The 18,394-nt window shown below is 72.0% G+C and carries 17 protein-coding genes; 14 read left to right on the top strand and 3 right to left on the bottom strand.

Going from position 1 to position 18,394, the window contains the following annotated elements; genetic code table 11:
• Nucleotides 1-11: 11 nt before the first annotated feature.
• Together ACTFTM_RS05560 and ACTFTM_RS05565 are read right to left on the bottom strand one after the other, a co-directional pair.
• Nucleotides 12-1,025 carry a hypothetical protein gene (locus ACTFTM_RS05560; protein ID WP_449564778.1) on the bottom strand — a complete coding sequence of 338 codons (1,014 nt, stop codon included), beginning with the start codon at nt 1,023-1,025 and terminating at the stop codon, nt 12-14.
• 57 nt (nt 1,026-1,082) lie between these two features.
• Nucleotides 1,083-1,991 carry a cyclase family protein gene (locus ACTFTM_RS05565; RefSeq protein WP_449564779.1) on the bottom strand — a complete coding sequence of 303 codons (909 nt, stop codon included), beginning with the start codon at nt 1,989-1,991 and terminating at the stop codon, nt 1,083-1,085.
• 288 nt (nt 1,992-2,279) lie between these two features.
• Here ACTFTM_RS05565 and mfd point away from each other — a divergent pair, with 288 nt between their 5' ends.
• The 4 genes from mfd to ACTFTM_RS05585 all read left to right on the top strand — a co-directional run bounded on the left by mfd (nt 2,280) and on the right by ACTFTM_RS05585 (nt 9,475).
• On the top strand, nt 2,280-5,909 hold the full coding sequence (gene mfd, locus ACTFTM_RS05570; protein ID WP_449564780.1) for a transcription-repair coupling factor: 3,630 nt from the start codon (nt 2,280-2,282) through the stop codon (nt 5,907-5,909).
• Nucleotides 5,910-6,008: 99 nt separating this feature from the next.
• Nucleotides 6,009-6,776 carry a hypothetical protein gene (locus ACTFTM_RS05575; RefSeq protein ID WP_449564781.1) on the top strand — a complete coding sequence of 256 codons (768 nt, stop codon included), beginning with the start codon at nt 6,009-6,011 and terminating at the stop codon, nt 6,774-6,776.
• 2 nt (nt 6,777-6,778) lie between these two features.
• Nucleotides 6,779-7,756, top strand: a complete 978-nt coding sequence (locus tag ACTFTM_RS05580; RefSeq protein WP_449564782.1) for a nucleoside triphosphate pyrophosphohydrolase — start codon at nt 6,779-6,781, stop codon at nt 7,754-7,756.
• Between the two features lie 99 nt (nt 7,757-7,855).
• Nucleotides 7,856-9,475, top strand: coding sequence for a DUF885 domain-containing protein (locus ACTFTM_RS05585; protein WP_449564783.1), 1,620 nt, complete (start codon nt 7,856-7,858; stop codon nt 9,473-9,475).
• Between the two features lie 183 nt (nt 9,476-9,658).
• Here ACTFTM_RS05585 and ACTFTM_RS05590 read toward each other — a convergent pair whose 3' ends face one another.
• The gene (locus tag ACTFTM_RS05590; protein ID WP_449564784.1) at nt 9,659-10,351 is read right to left on the bottom strand and encodes a hypothetical protein; all 693 of its coding nucleotides are present in this window, start codon (nt 10,349-10,351) and stop codon (nt 9,659-9,661) included.
• A gap of 213 nt (nt 10,352-10,564) precedes the next feature.
• On the opposite strand from ACTFTM_RS05590, the gene eno reads away from it, so the two are divergent.
• From eno to ACTFTM_RS05640, 10 genes are all read left to right on the top strand, one after another.
• Nucleotides 10,565-11,848 carry a phosphopyruvate hydratase gene (gene eno, locus ACTFTM_RS05595; protein ID WP_449564785.1) on the top strand — a complete coding sequence of 428 codons (1,284 nt, stop codon included), beginning with the start codon at nt 10,565-10,567 and terminating at the stop codon, nt 11,846-11,848.
• An 84-nt stretch (nt 11,849-11,932) separates the two neighbouring features.
• Nucleotides 11,933-12,574, top strand: coding sequence for a septum formation initiator family protein (locus ACTFTM_RS05600; RefSeq protein WP_449564786.1), 642 nt, complete (start codon nt 11,933-11,935; stop codon nt 12,572-12,574).
• Between the two features lie 34 nt (nt 12,575-12,608).
• Nucleotides 12,609-13,166 (top strand): DUF501 domain-containing protein, encoded by a 558-nt coding sequence (locus ACTFTM_RS05605; protein ID WP_449564787.1) that lies wholly within the window; start codon nt 12,609-12,611, stop codon nt 13,164-13,166.
• Complete coding sequence (locus ACTFTM_RS05610; RefSeq protein ID WP_449564788.1) at nt 13,163-13,684, top strand: amino-acid N-acetyltransferase; 522 nt, start codon at nt 13,163-13,165, stop codon at nt 13,682-13,684. Before ACTFTM_RS05605 ends, ACTFTM_RS05610 begins: the two co-directional genes overlap by 4 nt.
• Nucleotides 13,685-13,731: 47 nt before the next feature.
• On the top strand, nt 13,732-14,658 hold the full coding sequence (locus ACTFTM_RS05615; RefSeq protein WP_449566551.1) for a Ppx/GppA phosphatase family protein: 927 nt from the start codon (nt 13,732-13,734) through the stop codon (nt 14,656-14,658).
• Between the two features lie 149 nt (nt 14,659-14,807).
• Nucleotides 14,808-15,140, top strand: a complete 333-nt coding sequence (locus tag ACTFTM_RS05620; protein ID WP_234584103.1) for a PadR family transcriptional regulator — start codon at nt 14,808-14,810, stop codon at nt 15,138-15,140.
• On the top strand, nt 15,137-16,123 hold the full coding sequence (locus ACTFTM_RS05625; protein WP_449564789.1) for an HAAS signaling domain-containing protein: 987 nt from the start codon (nt 15,137-15,139) through the stop codon (nt 16,121-16,123). The genes ACTFTM_RS05620 and ACTFTM_RS05625 overlap by 4 nt, the downstream gene beginning before the upstream one ends.
• A 130-nt stretch (nt 16,124-16,253) precedes the next feature.
• On the top strand, nt 16,254-16,757 hold the full coding sequence (locus ACTFTM_RS05630; RefSeq protein ID WP_449564790.1) for an LppU/SCO3897 family protein: 504 nt from the start codon (nt 16,254-16,256) through the stop codon (nt 16,755-16,757).
• 201 nt (nt 16,758-16,958) lie between these two features.
• Nucleotides 16,959-17,642, top strand: a complete 684-nt coding sequence (locus tag ACTFTM_RS05635) for a dienelactone hydrolase family protein (RefSeq protein WP_449564791.1) — start codon at nt 16,959-16,961, stop codon at nt 17,640-17,642.
• The gene (locus ACTFTM_RS05640; RefSeq protein ID WP_449564792.1) at nt 17,635-18,375 is read left to right on the top strand and encodes a uracil-DNA glycosylase; all 741 of its coding nucleotides are present in this window, start codon (nt 17,635-17,637) and stop codon (nt 18,373-18,375) included. Before ACTFTM_RS05635 ends, ACTFTM_RS05640 begins: the two co-directional genes overlap by 8 nt.
• Nucleotides 18,376-18,394: the final 19 nt, after the last annotated feature.

Genomic DNA, 18,394 nt, shown 5'->3' on the forward strand with positions numbered 1-18,394 from the left:
CGGAGATCACCTCAGGGCCTTGCGCGGGTGGTTGCCCGGCCTCCCCGCACCACGGTGGCGGCGAGCAGGGCCGCCAGAGCGACCACCGCCCACAGCGCGAGCCCGGTCAGTGGCCAGCCAATCGATCGGCGGTCGAAGTACACCGCCGACTTGACCAGATCGGTGGCCAGCCCGGGCACGTTCCACCGGTGCATGCCGCGCAGCCAGGTGGGCAGGAACTCCGGGGCGTAGATGCCACCGGAGCCCGGGTTGCCGAGCACCACCAGCAGGAGGATGACCAGCCCGGTGCCGAGCACACCCAGCCAGCCCTGCACGGCGGCGGCGACCATCGCGGCGGCGAAGGCGGCCAGCATGCCGGTGCCGGCGACGGCCGGCAGGTCGTGGTGCCAGACGTCCAGCACCGGGCCGACGATCACCGCGCCGGCGATGCCGAGCACGACGCTGTAGACGGCCAGCGCCGCGATCCGTACGCCCGCGCGGTGCAGGGTGCGCGGAGTGGTGCCGACGGAGATGCCGAGCGCGGTCGAGGCCAGGTACCCGCCGAGGACGCACCCGATCGCGAGGTAGAACGGGACCAGGCCGCGCGGGTCGGTGTCGGCGACCGGCACCTCGTCGGCCACCCGCAGCGGCAGGTGGGACTGCTCGGCGGCGGCCGTGAGCACCTGGACGACCACCTCGGTGGCGGCCGGCGCGCCGGCGCTGGCGGTGGTCAAAGCGAGCCCGCCGTCGGGGGTGGAGGCGAGCACCCCGTACACCTCGCGGCTGGTCAGGCCGTCGTCGGCGGCGCCCGGATCGGCGTACTCGACGGCTTTGATGGTTTTTGTCCGGTCGCGGACGGCGGTCAGGACCGTTCGTGCGGCCTGGTCGCCGCTCGCCACGCCGACCGGCACGTCACGGGGGTGGGGTTCGTGCAGGGCGCCGACGTACGCGGCGATGAACCCGACGGCCAGCGCGAGAGTGCCGAGCAGCAGTCCGGCGGTACGGGGGATCTGGTCGCGTATCCGGACCTCCTGCGACTCGTCCACCAGGTCAGCCTAGGGTGGTTCTCACCCTGTTTGTGGCGCTTCGTGACCGTCGCGGTCTCAGCTCTCGACCACGGCGAAGGCGCGGACCGGAAAGGTGCCCATCCCGGCCACCATCGGCGGGGCCGCGGTGAACCGGAACCCGGACGGCGGCAGCGCATCCAGGCCGGTCAGGTGCTCCACGACCGGGATGCCGGCGGCGAGCAGGACGCTGTGCGCGGGTCGCACGCCCCCAGCCGCCGGGCTCATGTCGTCGATGTTGATCGAGTCGATGCCGACCAGGGCGGCGCCCGCGTCGGCCAGCGCCCGGGCACCGTCCTCGTTCAGGTACGGGGCCTCCGGCGCGCCGTACCGCTCGGTGCCGAAGTGCGCGTCCCACCCGGTGTGCAGCAGCACCGCCCGTCCGGCCACCTCGTACGGGGCCAGCAGCAGCCGATCCACGGCTCGGGTGCCGGCCGGTACCCGGACCACCACCGCGGGCAGGTCGGCGAGGCGGTCCAGCGGGACCCCGGTCAGATCCTCGCGGCCGGCCCAGCGGTGTGCGGGGGTGTCCACGTACGTGCCGGTGTTGGCGATCATGTCGATCCGGGCCACGTGGAACTCGGTGCCCGGCGCGTACCGCTCCCGGGACGCCGCGTACGTCAGCCAGTCGGTGATCCGCGGGCCCGGCCACCCGGGCAGGGTGCTCATGCCGTCACGGATCACGTGGCTCAGCTCGACCAGCCGGCGACCAGAGTCCGCCGGGGCGACGCCGCGACCGCCCTTGTGCCGCTCTTCGATGATCGTCTTCGCGCTGATCCGGACCTCGGCGACCATGAGCAGCCCGAGGTGTCGGACGAAGAGCGCGGCCAGATCGTCATCGGTGATCTCCGGCCCCGGGATGTCCAGCCGGAACCCCTCGGTACGGAGGCCGCCGCCGTTGGCGAAGCTCACGTCCGCGTCGAACTGCACCCGCCACTGCTCGCCCATCCCCGCACTCGACCACGGCGCCCCGCCCCGGTCAAGATCCGCGGACGCGCTGCACAAGATCCGCGCAACTTCACCGTTGTTGCTGTCTCCGGCGCGTCTGAGGCAGCAGTTTCGGTGAAGTTGCGCGGATCTTGGTGGGGTGCGGCGGGGCGCGCGGCGCGGCACGGCGGGGACCTGGCCGGAAGGGGGTGAGTGTCGGTGGACGGGGATAGGCTTGGGGCGTGCACCCCCCGTCCCGCTGGACGCGGGGCTCCCGTCGTGTGCGTCGACTCCCCTGGAAGGACTCCCTTGCTCACCGGTCTGTTCTCCGCCGCCCTGGCCGACCCCGGGCTGGCCCGGGCGCGTGACCTGGCGCGCTCCGGTGCCGCCCAGGTCGACGGGCTCGACATCACCGCTCCCGCCGCGCTGCGCCCCTTCGCCGTGGCGGCCGTCGCCGCGGACACCGACGGAGCGGGGCGACCCGTGCTGGCCGTCACCGCCACCACCCGCGAGGCCGACGACCTGGCCGCCGCGCTCGGCGCGCTGCTGCCACCGGAGCAGGTGGTGGTCTTCCCCTCCTGGGAGACGCTGCCGCACGAACGGCTCTCCCCCCGATCGGACACGGTGGGCCGGCGGCTGGCCGTGCTGCGCCGCCTCGCGCACCCCGAGTCGGCCGACGCGCACGGCCGGACCGGTCCCCTGCGGGTGGTGGTCGCCCCGGTCCGGTCGCTGCTGCAACCGCAACTCAAGGGCCTCGGCGACCTGGAACCGGTGCAGCTCGCCGCCGGCGAGGAGGCGGACCTGGAGGAGGTCGCCCGCCGCCTCATCGACATGGCGTACGCCCGCGTCGACCTGGTCACCAAGCGCGGCGAGTTCGCGGTTCGCGGCGGCATCCTGGACGTCTTCCCACCCACCGACGAGCACCCGTCCCGGGTCGAGTTCTGGGGCGACGAGGTGGAGGAGATCCGCACCTTCGCGGTCGCCGACCAGCGCACCATCGAGCAGGTGCCGCTGCTGTGGGCGCCGCCCTGCCGTGAGCTGCTGCTGACCCCGGCGGTGCGCGAGCGGGCCGCCGCGCTCGCCGAGCAGCACCCCGAGCTGGCCGAGATCCTGGACAAGCTGGCCGAGGGCATCCCGGTGGAGGGGATGGAGTCGCTGGCCCCGGTGCTGGTCGGCCCCGACTCGCTGGAGCTGCTGCTCGACGCGATGCCGGCCGGCACCCACGTCCTGCTGTGCGACCCGGAGCGCATCCGTACGAGGGCGCACGATCTGGTGCGTACCTCCGAGGAGTTCCTGCAGGCATCCTGGGCCGCCGCCGCGGTCGGCGGCCAGGCCCCGGTGGACGTCGGCGCCGCCGCCTTCCGCACCCTGGCCGAGGTACGCGCCACCGCCGGCACGCTCGGTCAACCCTGGTGGACGCTGTCCCCGTTCGGTCTGGGGGAGGCGGAGACGGTTGAGGCGCGGCAGCCCTGGGAGGACGCGCCCGAGCAGGCCAGCGTCACCCCGGACGACGCCATCGCGGTGACCCTCGCCGCCCAGCCCGCCCCGCTCTACCACGGCGAGACGGCGCGGGTCGTCGACGACCTCAAGCGCTGGGCCGGTGAGGGCTGGTCGATCGCGCTGGTCTTCGAGGGACACGGCCCCGCCCAGCGTGCCGTGGAGGTGCTGCGCGACGCGGGTCTGGGCGCCCGGCTCACCGAGGAGGTGCCCACCGCGCCCGCACCCGGTGACCTGCTCGTCACCTGCGGCGCGCTGACCAGCGGATTCGTCGACGAGGCGTCCCGTTTCGTGCTGCTGACCGGCAACGACGTCACCGGCGGTCGGGGCACCTCGACGCGGGACATGCGCAAGATGCCGAGCCGCCGGCGCAACACCATCGATCCGTTGGAGCTCAAGGCCGGCGACTACGTGGTGCACGAGCAGCACGGCATCGGTCGGTACGTCGAGTTGGTGCAGCGCACGGTCAACGGCGCCAGCCGGGAGTACCTGGTCATCGAGTACGCGGCCAGCAAGCGCGGCCAGCCCGGTGACCGGCTGTTCGTCCCCACCGACCAGCTCGACCAGCTCTCCCGCTACGTGGGCGGTGAGCAGCCGACCCTGCACAAGATGGGCGGCTCGGACTGGCAGAAGTCCAAGGCCCGCGCCCGCAAGGCGGTCCGCGAGATCGCCGCGCAGCTCATCCAGCTCTACGCCGCCCGCAAGGCGTCCAAGGGCCACTCGTTCGGGCCGGACACCCCGTGGCAGCGGGAGCTGGAGGACGCGTTCCCCTGGCAGGAGACGCCGGACCAGCTCGCCGCGATCGACGAGGTCAAGCGGGACATGGAGCAGACCGTCCCGATGGACCGGTTGATCTGTGGCGACGTCGGCTACGGCAAGACCGAGATCGCGGTCCGGGCGGCGTTCAAGGCCGTGCAGGACGGCAAGCAGGTGGCGGTGCTGGTGCCGACGACCCTGCTGGTGCAGCAGCACTACAACACGTTCGCCGAGCGGATGAGCCAGTTCCCGGTGCAGATCCGGCAGCTCTCCCGGTTCCAGACCGCCAAGGAGACCGAGCGGACGTTGGAGATGGTCGCCGACGGCACCGTCGACATCGTCATCGGCACGCACCGGCTGTTGCAGACCGCCACCCGGTTCAAGCAGCTCGGGCTGGTGATCGTCGACGAGGAGCAGCGGTTCGGCGTCGAGCACAAGGAGCACCTCAAGACGCTGCGCGCCTCGGTGGACGTGCTGAGCATGTCGGCGACACCGATCCCGCGCACCCTGGAGATGGCCATCACCGGCATCCGGGAGATGTCCACCATCGCCACCCCGCCGGAGGAGCGGCACCCGGTGCTCACCTTCGTGGGCGCGCAGGACGACCGGCAGGTCGCCGCCTCCATCCACCGTGAGCTGCTGCGCGACGGGCAGGTCTTCTACCTGCACAACCGGGTCGAGTCGATCGACCGGGCGGCGCGGCGACTGCGCGAGCTGGTGCCCGAGGCGCGGGTCGCCGTCGCGCACGGGCAGATGAGCGAGGAGGCGCTGGAGAAGGTCATGGTCGGCTTCTGGGAGAAGGAGTTCGACGTCCTGGTCTGCACGACCATCGTGGAGTCCGGCATCGACATCCCGAACGCCAACACCCTGATCGTGGAGCGGGCCGACCTGCTCGGTCTGGCCCAGTTGCACCAGATCCGTGGTCGGGTCGGCCGGGGACGGGAGCGGGCGTACGCGTACTTCCTCTACCCGCCGGAGAAGCCGCTCACCGAGCACGCCCACGAGCGGCTGGCGACCATCGCCCAGCACACCGAGCTGGGCGCCGGCATGTACGTGGCCATGAAGGACCTGGAGATCCGGGGCGCGGGCAACCTGCTGGGCGGTGAGCAGTCCGGCCACATCGAGGGCGTCGGCTTCGACCTGTACGTGCGGATGGTCGGCGAGGCGGTCTCCGCGTTCAAGGGCGAGCGCCAGGAGGAGGAGACCGACGTCAAGATCGACCTGCCGGTCGACGCGCACCTGCCGCACGACTACGTGGGCGTGGAACGTCTGCGTCTGGAGATGTACCGCAAGCTCGCCGAGGCGCGCGACGAGGACCGTCTGCGCGAGGTCGTCGCCGAGATGACCGACCGGTACGGGGAGCCGCCGGCCCCGGTGCAGAACCTGGTGGCGGTGGCGCGGTTCCGCCTGCTGGCCCGCCGGTACGGCCTGACCGACGTGTCCATGCAGGGCAAGCACGTGCGATTCGGGCCGCTGCCGCTGCCCGACTCGAAGCAGCTGCGGCTCAAGCGCTACCACCCGGACGCGGTCTACAAGCAGGCCACCGACCAGGTCAGCGTGCCCCGGCCGAGCACCCGTCGGATCGGCGGCGAACCGCTGCGCGACCAGGCGCTGCTCGAATGGTGCGCGCAACTGCTCTCCGACGTCCTGGGCGCTCCCGCCCCGCTCGTCGCGGCAACCGCGTGATCGGTCGCGGGCGCCTGCGGGCGTCCGCGACCGCGTGGAGCCGGCGTGGTGCGGTGGGGGCCGTCACAGCGGCCGGGAGGGCATGAGAGAGTGACGGGCATGCGTGCTCGCCGTGTGATCGCCGCCGCCAGCGTCGCGGCTCTGGGTGTCCTTTCCCTCGCCGCGTGCCAGAGGTCCGCGCCGGACGTCGCCGTGTACGTCGGTGACAGGACCTACTCGCTCGAGCGGGTCGAGGGCATCTACGACGAGGTGTCGGCGACGTACGGTGACGCCGACCAGGTGCCCGACCCGACCGGCGCGAGGCCGCCGCGCGTCACCCGGCAGGACGTGGTGAACCTCCTGGTCGGCCTGGAGTTGGGCAAGCGGGTGGCGAAGGCCAAGAACATCCAGGTGGCCGACGAGGTCAGCCCGCAGCAGGTGGAGCAGAGCCTGGGGGTGCCGGCAACCACCGAGTACACCAAGCTCTGGGGCGAGTGGGTCGACCTGCTGCAGGCCTTCAACCAGCAGCTTCCGCCGGCCGAGGTGAGCGACGAGTCGGTGATGGCCGTCTACCACGCGCTGGTCCCGACCGGGGAGATCCCGGGCGGGCTACCGGTGACCGAGGTCCGTCAGCGGTTCGGCGACGGTGCCTTCGTCGGCAGCGCCACCGCCCTCAGCGTCGCGCTCGAGGACGAGGCGGGCCGGGCCGACGTCTCCATCAACCCGCGCTACCGGGAGGTGGGCGTGCCTTCGCTGGTGAGCACCGGTCAGAAGGTCATCTTCTACGCGCTGCCGTACATCAACGAAGAGGGCCCGGTCACCGACATCTCCACCCCGGACGCGTCGCCGTCGAGCCCCAACCCGGACGCCGAGGGCACGGCCAGCTGAGCATGACGGCACGGATCGTCCTGCTGGTCACCTCGCCCCGGCTGCCGGCCGGCCTGCTGACCTCGGCCGCCTGGGACGTCGTACGCCAGCATCCGGTGCTGGCTGGCGCGGAGAGCGAGTTGACCACTGCCGTGCGCCAGGCGGGCGCCGAGGTGACCGTCGTGGACGGCCCGGCCACGCAGGCGTTGCTGGACGTCGTGGCGACGCACGGTACGGCGGTCTGGCTGGCCGGACCGGCCGGGGACGAGTCGTTGGCCCGGGAGTTGGGTCTGCGGCTGGCCCGGGAGCCGGGGCTCGCCGAGATGGAGCTGATGTACGGCTCGTGGGATCCGCCGGGGGCGCGGCTGCTCGACGCGGTGGCCGTGCTGGACCGGCTGGCCTCGCCGGGCGGCGACCCGTGGAAGCGGGCGCAGACGCACCGTAGCCTCGCGGGTTACCTGCTGGAGGAGAGCTACGAGGCGTACGACGCGATCAGCGCCGATGACACCGACGCGCTCCGCGAGGAGTTGGGCGATGTGCTGCTCCAGGTGGTGTTGCACGCGCGGCTCGCCGAGGAGCTGCCCGAGGGGGAACGCTGGAGCATCGACGACGTGGCCGGTGGCCTGGTCGACAAGATGATCCGGCGTAACCCGCACGTCTTCGCCGGCGCGGAGGCGGGCACGCTGGAGGACATCACCGCGAACTGGGAGCGGATCAAGCGGGCCGAGAAGGCGCGTGACTCGGTGCTGGACGGCGTGGCGCTCAGTCAACCCGCCCTGTCGCTGGCCGCGCAGATCCTCGACCGCGCCGCCCGCGTCAACCTGACCGTCCCCCTCCCACCCTCCGACACCCGGACGGACGAGGAGGAGCGCCTGGGTGCCACCCTCCTGACCCTGGTGGCCGAAGCCCGCAAGGCCGGCCTGAACCCGGAGGCGGCTCTGCGCCGCGCAACCCTGGCCCACGCCGACACCATCCGCGCCGCCGAACGCCCACCCTCCTGACCTCGTCGATCATGAAGTTATTGCCGTGACACGCCGATGCAGCGGGCAATAACTTCATGATCAACGAGAGGGGCGCGGGGTGGTCGGTAGGGTTGCCGGGTGGAGGAGTTTGGGGTTCTTGCTGAGCGGGTTGTCGAGGCGCTTCTGGAAGCGCGGCCTGGGGTTGCTACCGCCGCGGGGGATCATCGGTTCGACGACCGGCTTCCCGATCTGTCCGCCGACGCGTTGGCCGCCGACCGGGTGATGCTCACCGACGCGGCGAACGCGCTGTCCGAACTGGACCCCGATTCGCTCGACGCCGACGAGCAGGTCGACCACGCGCTGCTCACCAGCTTCGTCGACCGGGAGCTGTTCGAGCTGACCGAGATCCGGTCGCACGAGTGGGACCCGCTGCACCACAATCCCGGCCCGCTGCTGCACCCCCTGCTGGCCCGCCCGTACGCCCCGGCCGAGGTGCGCCTGACGCAGCTGACCGGCCGGCTCGCCGCCGTGCCGGACGCCCTCGCCACCGCGCGCGCCACGCTGCGGGACATGCCGCGGATCCACGCGGAGACGGCGGTCGGGCAGTTCACCGGCACGGCCGCGCTCATCCGTGACGAGCTGCCGGGGCTGATCGCGCAGGCGCCGGGCGGCTTCGACAAGGTCGAGCCGGCGGCGACCGCCGCGATCGCCGCGCTGGAGGAGTTCGTCGCCTGGCTGCGGGCCGGGTTGGCCGCCGACGCCGGGCCCGGCCGTGACCCGCGCCTGGGCCGCCGCCGTTGGGAGGCGCGGCTCTGGCACACCCTCGACACCGAACTGGGGGCCGCCGAGATCCAGCGCCGGGCCTGGGCCAACCTGGACCGGGTCACCGAGGAGATCCGCGCGGCGGCCGTCGAGCTGGCCGGTGGTCCCGCCGACGACGAGACGGTACGCCGGGCGCTGGACATGCTGGCCGCCGAGCACCCGGACGACTCGACGATCGTCGAGCTGGCCGGTGTGACCCTGGACGAGGCGACCGACTTCGTCCGGCTGCACGACCTGGTCACACTGGTCGACGACCGGTGCGTGATCCAGGAGATGCCGGAGTTCGCGCGGGGCGTCGCCGTCGCGTACTGCGACTCGCCCGGCCCGTTGGAGACCGCGGCGGTGCCGACGTTCTACTGCATCGCGCCCACCCCGGCGGACTGGTCGGCGCAGCGCGTCGACTCCTTCTACCGCGAGTACAACGACCACATGGTGCGCAACCTGACCGTGCACGAGGCGATGCCCGGCCACTTCCTCCAGCTCGCCCACGCCCGGCGGCACGTCGGCGGCACGCGCGTGCGGGCGTTGGCCCGTTCCGGCCCGTTCGTCGAGGGCTGGGCCGTGTACGCCGAGGAGCTGATGGCAGGTCTCGGCTTCGGCGGTCTACCGGTGCGGTTGCAGCAGCTCAAGATGCAGCTGCGCATGACCATCAACGCGCTGCTCGACCAGTTGGTGCACGCCGAGGAGCTGCCCGAGGCCGAGGCCATGGCGTTGATGACCGGCCGTGGCTTCCAGGAGGAGGGCGAGGCCGCCGGCAAGTGGCGTCGGTCCCTGCTCACCTCGACGCAGCTCTCCACGTACTTCGTCGGGTACAGCGAGGTGGCCGAGATCGCCGCCGCCCGTCCGGAGGGCGTGTCGGCGCGCGACTGGCACGACGCGATGCTCGCCCACGACTGCCCGCCCCCACGCCACCTGCGGGCCCTGCTCGGCGTCTGAGGGTCCGTCAGCCCACGCGTCACCAAGATCCGCGCAACGTCCCTGACGTTGTTGCTTCCGACCCCGCCGAAGGCAGCAACTACGCCGAAGTTGCGCGGATCTTGGGCGCTGCGGGCGGTGCGGGCGCTGCGGGCGGTGCGGGCGCTGCGGGCGGTGCGGGGGACCCGCCGGACCTCGGACGCCTCAGGAGCCGCCGGGGCGGTTGTCCACCACGCCCGCTCCGGCGGGTGGGTCGAACGCGTTCTTCTCGACCGTCTCGGAGTAGTCGCTCAACGCCAGCTCCATCGGTTTACCGTCGACCGAGCCGAGGAAGCTGCCGAGCACGCCCTCGGTGGTCACGCAGGCGCTGAAGTCGCCGTCCGCGCGCTGTACCTCGACGCAGGCGGCGTGATGTCCGGCGACGGTGGTGTCGCTCTGCTTGATCACGGCCTGCGGGTCGAGGGCGGCGGCGGTCAGCAGGCCGACCACCACGGGCGGGGTGACGAGACCCCGCTGGTTCGCCTCGTCGAAGAGGGCGACGGTGGGCTTGCTGCCCGGTGTGGGCGGCGGGACGAGTGTGCACGCCATCCGGCCGCCGGCCGCTGTGCAACGGGTGACGGCGTCGGGGGTGACGGTCAGCCGCCCACCCGGGTAGGTGTAGGCGGAGCGGGCCGGGTCCTGCGCCTGCACGATCGCGGCGGTCTGACCGCCGGGCAGTTGGTAGTCGGCCGTGTAGGTCAACTCCAGTGCCCGATCGAGGCGGGCGGCGAGGTCGTTGACGAGATCCGAGCGACCCATGGCGCTGCCGGCGTCCTCGATTGTCTGACAGCCGGTGACCGTGAGCGACGCGATGACCGACACGGCGAGCATGCGGAGGGTGGTCGTGGCGGCGGGCATGGCGACCAGCCTGGTGGATCTAGTCCGCGCAGCGCAAACCCGTTGCCGGTTGACGCCCGGAAATACGGGAATGTCCGTCACCGCGGGGCGACTCGGGTGCGCGGGCGACGCCGTGTCCGATCTCGCGGCCCGATACGCTGCGTTCAACACCTGCCTCAGCCGCACCGTCGCGGCCCACCCACGGACCGGATCACAACAACGAGGAGCGACTCAGTGGCAACCATCGAGGGAATCGTCGCCCGGGAGATTCTCGACTCGCGGGGCAACCCGACGGTCGAGGTCGAGATCGGCCTGGACGACGGCACGGTGGCCCGCGCCGCGGTGCCCTCCGGCGCCTCCACCGGCGCGTTCGAGGCGATCGAGCTGCGCGACGGTGACGCCGACCGCTACCAGGGCAAGGGCGTGGAGAAGGCGGTCTCCAACGTCGAAGACAAGATCGTCGACCAGCTCATCGGCTACGAGGCCAGCGAGCAGCGGCTCATCGACCAGAAGATGCTCGACATCGACGGCACCGACAGCAAGTCGGAGCTGGGCGCGAACGCCATCCTCGGGGTCTCCCTGGCGGTGGCGAAGGCCGCCGCCAGCAGCGCCGAGCTGAGCCTCTTCCGCTACCTGGGCGGTCCGAACGCGCACCTGCTGCCGGTGCCGATGATGAACATCCTCAACGGTGGCGCGCACGCCGACTCCAACGTCGACGTCCAGGAGTTCATGATCGCGCCGATCGGCGCGCCCACCTTCCGCGAGGCGCTGCGCTCCGGCGCGGAGGTCTACCACGCGCTGAAGTCGGTGCTCAAGAAGAAGGGCCTGTCGACCGGGCTCGGCGACGAGGGCGGCTTCGCGCCGAACCTGCCCACCAACGCGGCAGCCCTGGACCTGATCGCCGAGGCGGTCGAGAAGGCCGGCTACCGGCTCGGCACCGACATCGTGTTCGCGCTCGACGTGGCGGCCACCGAGTTCTTCGAGAACGGCACCTACACCTTCGAGGGCGCCGCGAAGTCCGCCGAGGACATGAGCACCTACTACACCAAGCTCGCCGACGAGTACCCGATCGTGTCGATCGAGGACCCGCTGGCCGAGGACGACTGGACCGGCTGGCAGACGCTCACCGCGTCGATCGGCGACCGGGTGCAGATCGTCGGCGACGACCTGTTCGTCACCAACCCGCAGCGCATCGCGCGTGGCATCGCGGAGAAGGCGGCGAACGCCGTCCTCGTGAAGGTCAACCAGATCGGTTCGCTGACCGAGACCCTGGACGCCGTGGACCTGGCCCACCGGGCCGGCTTCAAGTGCATGATGAGCCACCGCTCCGGCGAGACCGAGGACACCACCATCGCCGACCTGGCGGTCGCCACCGGCTGTGGCCAGATCAAGACCGGCGCTCCGGCCCGCTCGGACCGGGTCGCCAAGTACAACCAGCTGCTCCGGATCGAGGAGGAGCTGGCCGACGCGGCGCGCTACGCGGGCGCGGGTGCGTTCCCGCGTTACCGTTCGGCCTGAGTGTGGTTGCCGGGAGGCCCCACCGCCGTGGGGCTTCCCGGCGCACGTACGCGACAGACGTAGCCTCGGGGGAGGGGTGTGACGATGCAGCGCCGCACACCGGGTGGTCAACGACCCGCCCGCCGACCGGGTCAGGCCGGCCGGCCGGGCGTCGGGCGGGCCACCCGCGGGTCGCTCCGGGACGCCGGCGTACGTGCCGAGACGCGTGGCGCCGCCGGTCGCGCCCCGGGCGCCGTCCGCGGCGCGGAGGGTGGGCGCTCCGCGAGTCGTCCGGCCGCCGCCCGTCGTACCGCCGCCGGTGGCGGTGCCGTCAAGCGGCTCGCCGCACCCCATCCCCGTCGCTTCACCGGTCGAGCCACCGTGCTGTTCGCGGTGCTGATCGCGCTCGCCCTGGCGTACACCTATCCGGTGCGGGTCTACCTGGACCAGCAGGCCGACATCGAGCGGATGGAGGCCGCGCAGGCGGCGCAGGAGGAGGAGATCGCCGAGCTCGCCGCCGAGGCCGCCAAGTGGCAGGACGACGAGTACAAGATCACGCAGGCCCGGGAGCGGTTCTTCATGGGTCGGCCGGGCGAGAAGATGATGGTGATCTTGAACGACGCCGAGGGCGCGGCCCGCGACGCCGGCAAGCCGGCCGGTTCGGGTGCCCCGGCCGGCCCGGTGACCTGGTACGACACGCTCTGGTCGAGCGTGCGCGCGGCGGACAGCCAGCAGCCGGGCAAGTGACCCACCGACCAGCACACCAGGAGAGACGAGCACCGTGACTGTCGTACCACCGTCGGAGCCGGCGGCGGATTCCGTACCCCTGCCGCAACGGGAACCGGCGACCGAGGCCGACCTGGCCGCGGTGGCCGCGCAGCTCGGCCGCCCTCCCCGGGGGACCCGGGCGGTGGCACACCGCTGCCCGTGTGGGCTGCCCGACGTGGTGGAGACGACGCCGCGCCTCGCCGACGGCACCCCGTTCCCGACGCTGTTCTACCTGACCTGCCCCCGTGCCACCGGGGCGTGCAGCCGGCTGGAGTCGGCGGGGCTGATGCGGGAGATGGCCGACCGGTTGGCGACGGATCCGGAGTTGGCCGCCCACTACCGGGCGGCGCACGAGGACTACCTGGCCCGCCGGGACGCGATCGGCGAGGTGCCGGAGATCGCCGGCATCTCCGCTGGCGGGATGCCGGGCCGGGTGAAGTGCCTGCACGTGCACCTCGGGCACGCGTTGGGCGCCGGCCCCGGCGTGAACCCGTTCGGCGACGAGACGTTGGCGCTGGTCGAGCCCTGGTGGACGGCGGGGCCGTGCGTGGACGTGCCCGACACCGAATGACCGCACAGGCCGAGGGGCAGATCCTGGTGCGGCGCGCCCAGACCCGGGACGTGCGGGGCATCCGGCGGCTGGTCGACATGTACACCGACGACCGGCGGCTGCTGAGCAAGGCCACCGTGACCCTGTACGAGGACGTGCAGGAGTTCCAGGTGGCGGTCCGGGCCGAGGACGACGCGGTGGTCGGCTGCGGCGCGCTGCACGTCATGTGGGAGGACCTGGCCGAGATCCGCACGGTCGCGGTGGACCCGACCTGCCAGGGCCAGCGGATCGGTCACCGGCTGGTCGGCGAACTGATCGACGTGGCCCGGGAGTTGGGCGTGGCACGGATCTTCGTGCTGACCTTCGAGACCCGGTTCTTCGGCTCGTTCGGCTTCCGCGAGATCGACGGCGCTCCGGTGCCACGAGCGGTCTACGAGCAGTTGCTGCGCTCGTACGACGAGGGTGTCGCCCAGTTCCTGGACCTGGAGCGGGTCAAACCCAACACGTTGGGCAACACCCGGATGCTGCTGCGGCTGTAGATCGCGCCGGACGGCGGCTGTCGTAGGGTTGCCGGGTGACGACGCGTGTGGCGGCCATCGACTGCGGGACCAACTCGATCCGACTGCTGGTCGCGGACCTTCCGGAGGAGTCGGCCGGGCCGCAGGCCCCGCTGGTCGACGTGACCCGGCGGATGGAGATCGTCCGGCTGGGGCAGGGCGTGGACCGGACGGGCCGGCTCGCGCCGGAGGCGATCGAGCGGACGCGGGTGGCGCTGGCGTCGTACGCCGCCGACATCGAGAAGCTGGGTGCCCAGCGGGTACGGATGTGCGCGACCTCGGCCTCGCGGGACGCCGCCAACGCCGCCGACTTCACCGAGATGGTGCAGCGCACCCTCGGCGTCGAGCCCGAGGTGGTGAGCGGCGACGAGGAGGCCCGGCTGTCGTTCACGGGCGCGGTGCGCGGGCTGCCGGCCGACGCCGAGGAGCCGTTCCTCGTCGTCGACATCGGCGGCGGCTCGACCGAGTTCGTGGTCGGTGACCGGGCCGGTGTGCGGTCGGCGATCTCGGTGGACATCGGCTGCGTCCGGATGACCGAACGGCACCTGGCGGGTGATCCGCCGACGCCGGAGCAGGTCGCGGCGGCGGAGGCCGACATCGCCGCCGTCGTGGACCGGGCGCTCGCGGCGGTGCCCGGCCGTGAGGCGGCCACCCTGATCGGCCTCGCCGGTTCGGTCACCACCGTGGTGGCCATCGCCGAGGGCCTGCGGGGGTACGAGCCGGAGCGCATCCACCACGCCCGGGTGTCGTACGAGGCGGTGGCGCGGGTGACGGCGGACCTGCTGGAGCGGACCAGCGCGCAGCGGCTGGAGATCCCCGTGATGCACCCGGGTCGGGCCGACGTGATCGGCGCGGGGGCGCTGGTCCTGCGCGTGATCATGGAGCGGGCCGGCATGCCCTCGGTGGTCGCGTCGGAGCACGACATTCTGGACGGCATCGCCTGGAGCCTCCAGTAGGCCGCCACCGCCTTGATCGACTCGACATCGCCGATATCGCGGTATCCGGGCCACCCGGACACCCCGACATCGGCGATCTCGTGTTGATCTAACCCCTGATATCGGCGAGTCGTTGACGCTATTTCGCATTGCACACTAGTGTGCAATGCGTGGACACCACACAGTTGTTGAAGGGCGTGCTCGATCTGGCCGTCCTGGCCGTCCTCAAGGAGGAAGACGGCTACGGCTACGACATCCTCCGCCGGCTCCGCGAGGCCGGCCTGGAGGAGATCGGCGACGCCTCGGTCTACGGCACGCTGCGCCGGCTCTTCGCCGCCGGCCTGCTCACCACCTACGTCGTGCCGAGCGAGACCGGCCCGCACCGCAAGTACTACTCGCTCAACGCCGCCGGGCGTGACCAGTTGACCCGCTCCGGCAAGCTCTGGCGCTCGTTCGCCACCACCATGGACACGCTGCTCGACGATCGGGGGCTGGCGGCATGACCGTCACGGAGCAGGAGATCACCGACTACGTGGCGCGGGTCCGAGCCGCTCTGGCCGACCTGCCGCCGGATCGCCGAACCGAGTTGACCGAGGACCTCGCCGACCACCTCACCGAGGTCGCCGCCGAGGCCGAGGGAACCCTCGTCGAGCGGCTGGGCGAGCCGGAGACGTACGCCGCCGAGCTGCGCGCGGCGGCCGGCGTCGGCGAGGGCGGCGGACGCAACCTCGACCAGCGGGTCGCCACCGCCGTGGTCCGGGTCCGCGGCCGGCTGCGCGCGCTCGACTCCCGGCTCGGCCCACCCCTGGGGTACGCCACCGCGAGCGAATTCCTCCGTCTGCTGCGCCCCGCCTGGTGGGTGCTGCGCGGCTACCTGGCGGCGATGCTGCTCACCGTGATCAGCACCGGCGGCAGCTTCGGGGTGCTGCCCCGCTTCGGTGGGGAGCTGCTCGCCGGTCTGATCATGCTGGTCGGCTTCGTGCTCGCCTCGATCTGGCTCGGTCGCCGTTCGGCCCAGCTCACCCGCTGGCCGCGATCGGCGGTGCAGATCGGCAGCGCGGTGCTCGTCCTCTTTGCCCTCTCCGCTCTCATGCAGGCGGAGGACCGGATGCGGTACGGCGACTACGGCATCGATCCGACGTCGATCAACGACCCGTACAGCCAGGTGCGGGACGTCTTCGTCTACGACAGCGAGGGTCGGCTGGTGGAGAACGCCCGGCTCTTCGACCAGAACGGCAATCCGATTCGTCTGGGCTACCCGGACTGTGAAGGCCGGGTTGACGAGTACGGCAACCCGCTGCTGCGGCCGTACCCGTACTGCCCGGACCGGCCGCCGTTCGGGCCTCGGGGGCCACGGATGCCCGAGGCGCCGACCAGCACGCCCTCGGCCAGCGGATCGCCGACCGGTACGCCCACGCCGAGCGTGACGCCGGGCAGCCCGAGCGCGACGCCGAGCGACGAGCCGACCCCGACCCCGACGAATTGACGGGCGATGTGAACCACATCATGCACACGATGCTGGGAAATAGCTGAACGGACGAGGTGAGCGGGACGACACCGGAAATCAATGATCGTTACGGTGTCGTCTGCTCATTCATCCCTCGGAAGGAACCCCCGTGTCAGAGCAGGTCGCACCGCCCCCCGCGTCCGACGCAGCGCCGGCTCAGCCGGCTGCCGAGACGCCGGCCCAGCCGGCCGTCGAGACGCCGCCGCCGGCCGAGCCGGAGGGTAAGTCCGGTGGGAAGAAGGCGCTCGGCATCATCGGCGCGATCGTCATCTTCCTCGTGATCGCCGGCCTGAAGTTCGGCCTCGGCACGGCCATCGGCAACTTCGTGAACAAGGACGAGACCGCCGACGCGAAGGCCGGCGACTGCATCGCCGAGCTGCCCGAGATCAAGGGCGACAAGGAGGAGGAGGTCGACGGCGCCAAGGTCGTCGAGTGCACCTCCACCGACGCCGCGTACAACGTGGTCGGTCGGCTCGACGGGCAGACCGAGACCCAGGCCAAGTCCGAGACGACCTGCAACGAGTTCTTCAAGGAAGGCGAGGAGGGGTACGTTTTCTACAGCATCGAGTCGGGCAAGAAGGGCTACGTGCTCTGCCTGACCAAGAAGGCCTGATAACACGTCTGAAGCACCGATGACGGCGGCGGGGAACATTCCCCGCCGCCGTCGGCATACCCGCGGTCACCGGCCGGCGAACAGGAGGTAAATGCCACTGTTCCGACGTCTTCCCGGCCGGGGTCACGGCGTGGCAGGCTACCGGCACGTAGGACCACTGGGCGACCAGCCAACGATGACTGACCGCTAGGAGGACGGCCGATGGGCGACATGGTGAGCTACCGCAGCAACGGGGGCACGAGCGAGGGGTATCTCGCGATACCCGCGAGCGGCACGGCCAGCCCCGCCGTCATCGTCCTGCAGGAGTCGTGGGGTCTGGTCCCACACATCCGGTCGGTCGCGGACCGGTTCGCCGAGGCCGGCTTCGTCGCCCTCGTACCGAACTTCCGCCACGGCGCGGCGACCAGCGAGGCGGCCGAGGCGCAGCACGAGTTGGCGAATCGGATGGCCGAGGCGGCCAAGGACGTCGCGGAGGCCGCCGACTACCTCGCCGGGCGTCCCGAGGTCACCGGCAAGGTCGGCGCGGTCGGGTTCGGCGCCGGTGCCAGCCTGGCCCTGCGGTCGGCGACCCGCTCCGAGCGGATCGTGGCCACCGCCGGTTTCTATCCCGCTCTGTCGTGGGAGTCGATGCGGTCCGACTGGGTCGACTACGCCGGCAAGGCGGCCATCATCCACTGCTCCGATGAGGACGGCACCTCCACCGACGAGAGTGTGCAGGCCGTACGCCGGGCCGTCGAGGAGGCCGGCGGCACCTGCCAGATCTACGCCTACCCGGGCACCTCGCACGGGTTCTTCGACGACGACCGGCCGGAGGCGTTCGACCAGCGTGCCGCCGCCAGCGCCTGGGCGCGCACCCTCGAACTCTTCCGGGCCAAACTTGGCTGAGTCCCGTACCCCCGACCAGGTCGTCGCCCGCGCCGCGCGGGCGGCGGACCTGGTCGATCTCGACGCGGCGGTCAGCGACTGTTTCGCCTGTCCCCGGCTGGTCGCGTGGCGGGAGGAGGTGGCCCGCACGCGGCGGGCCGCCTTCCGCGACCAGGAGTACTGGGGTCGGCCGGTGCCCGGATTCGGGCCCGGCGACGCGCGCATCGCCATCCTGGGCCTCGCGCCCGCCGCGCACGGAGGCAACCGCACGGGCCGGATCTTCACCGGCGACCGTTCGGGCGACGTGCTCTTCGCGGCGTTGCACCGGGCCGGACTGGCCAACCAGCCGACGAGCGTCGCCGCCGACGACGGGCTCACCCTGCGTGACACCCGGATCTTCTCGGCCGTCCGCTGCGCGCCGCCGGACAACAAGCCCACCCCGGACGAACGGGACACCTGCGCGCCCTGGCTGCACCGCGAGGTCACGCTGATCCGGCCCACCCTGCGCGTCGTGGTCGCGCTGGGCGCGTTCGCCTGGGCCGCGTGGTGGCCGGTGCTACGCCACGTGTACGGGCAGCGCCCGCCCAGCCCGCGACCCGCGTTCGGCCATGGGGCACACTGGTCCGGCGCGGCCGTGCCGGAGTTGCTCGGTTGCTACCACGTCAGCCAACAGAACACCTTCACCGGACGGCTGACACCGGGGATGTTGGACGACGTCTTCGGCCGGGCCAAGCAGTTGGCCGAAGTGGACTGAGAACGCGTGGGGTGGTGGC

This window comes from Micromonospora sp. RB23 (assembly GCF_053585025.1).

What these genes read in the sequence shown, in the direction of transcription:
- ACTFTM_RS05565 (WP_449564779.1), bottom strand. Translation starts at nt 1,991, where the DNA reads ATGGGCGAGCAGTGGCGGGTGCAGTTCGACGCGGACGTGAGCTTCGCC.
- ACTFTM_RS05575 (WP_449564781.1), top strand. Translation starts at nt 6,009, where the DNA reads ATGCGTGCTCGCCGTGTGATCGCCGCCGCCAGCGTCGCGGCTCTGGGT.
- ACTFTM_RS05580 (WP_449564782.1), top strand. Translation starts at nt 6,779, where the DNA reads ATGACGGCACGGATCGTCCTGCTGGTCACCTCGCCCCGGCTGCCGGCC.
- ACTFTM_RS05590 (WP_449564784.1), bottom strand. Translation starts at nt 10,351, where the DNA reads ATGCCCGCCGCCACGACCACCCTCCGCATGCTCGCCGTGTCGGTCATC.
- ACTFTM_RS05600 (WP_449564786.1), top strand. Translation starts at nt 11,933, where the DNA reads ATGCAGCGCCGCACACCGGGTGGTCAACGACCCGCCCGCCGACCGGGT.
- ACTFTM_RS05610 (WP_449564788.1), top strand. Translation starts at nt 13,163, where the DNA reads ATGACCGCACAGGCCGAGGGGCAGATCCTGGTGCGGCGCGCCCAGACC.
- ACTFTM_RS05625 (WP_449564789.1), top strand. Translation starts at nt 15,137, where the DNA reads ATGACCGTCACGGAGCAGGAGATCACCGACTACGTGGCGCGGGTCCGA.
- ACTFTM_RS05635 (WP_449564791.1), top strand. Translation starts at nt 16,959, where the DNA reads ATGGGCGACATGGTGAGCTACCGCAGCAACGGGGGCACGAGCGAGGGG.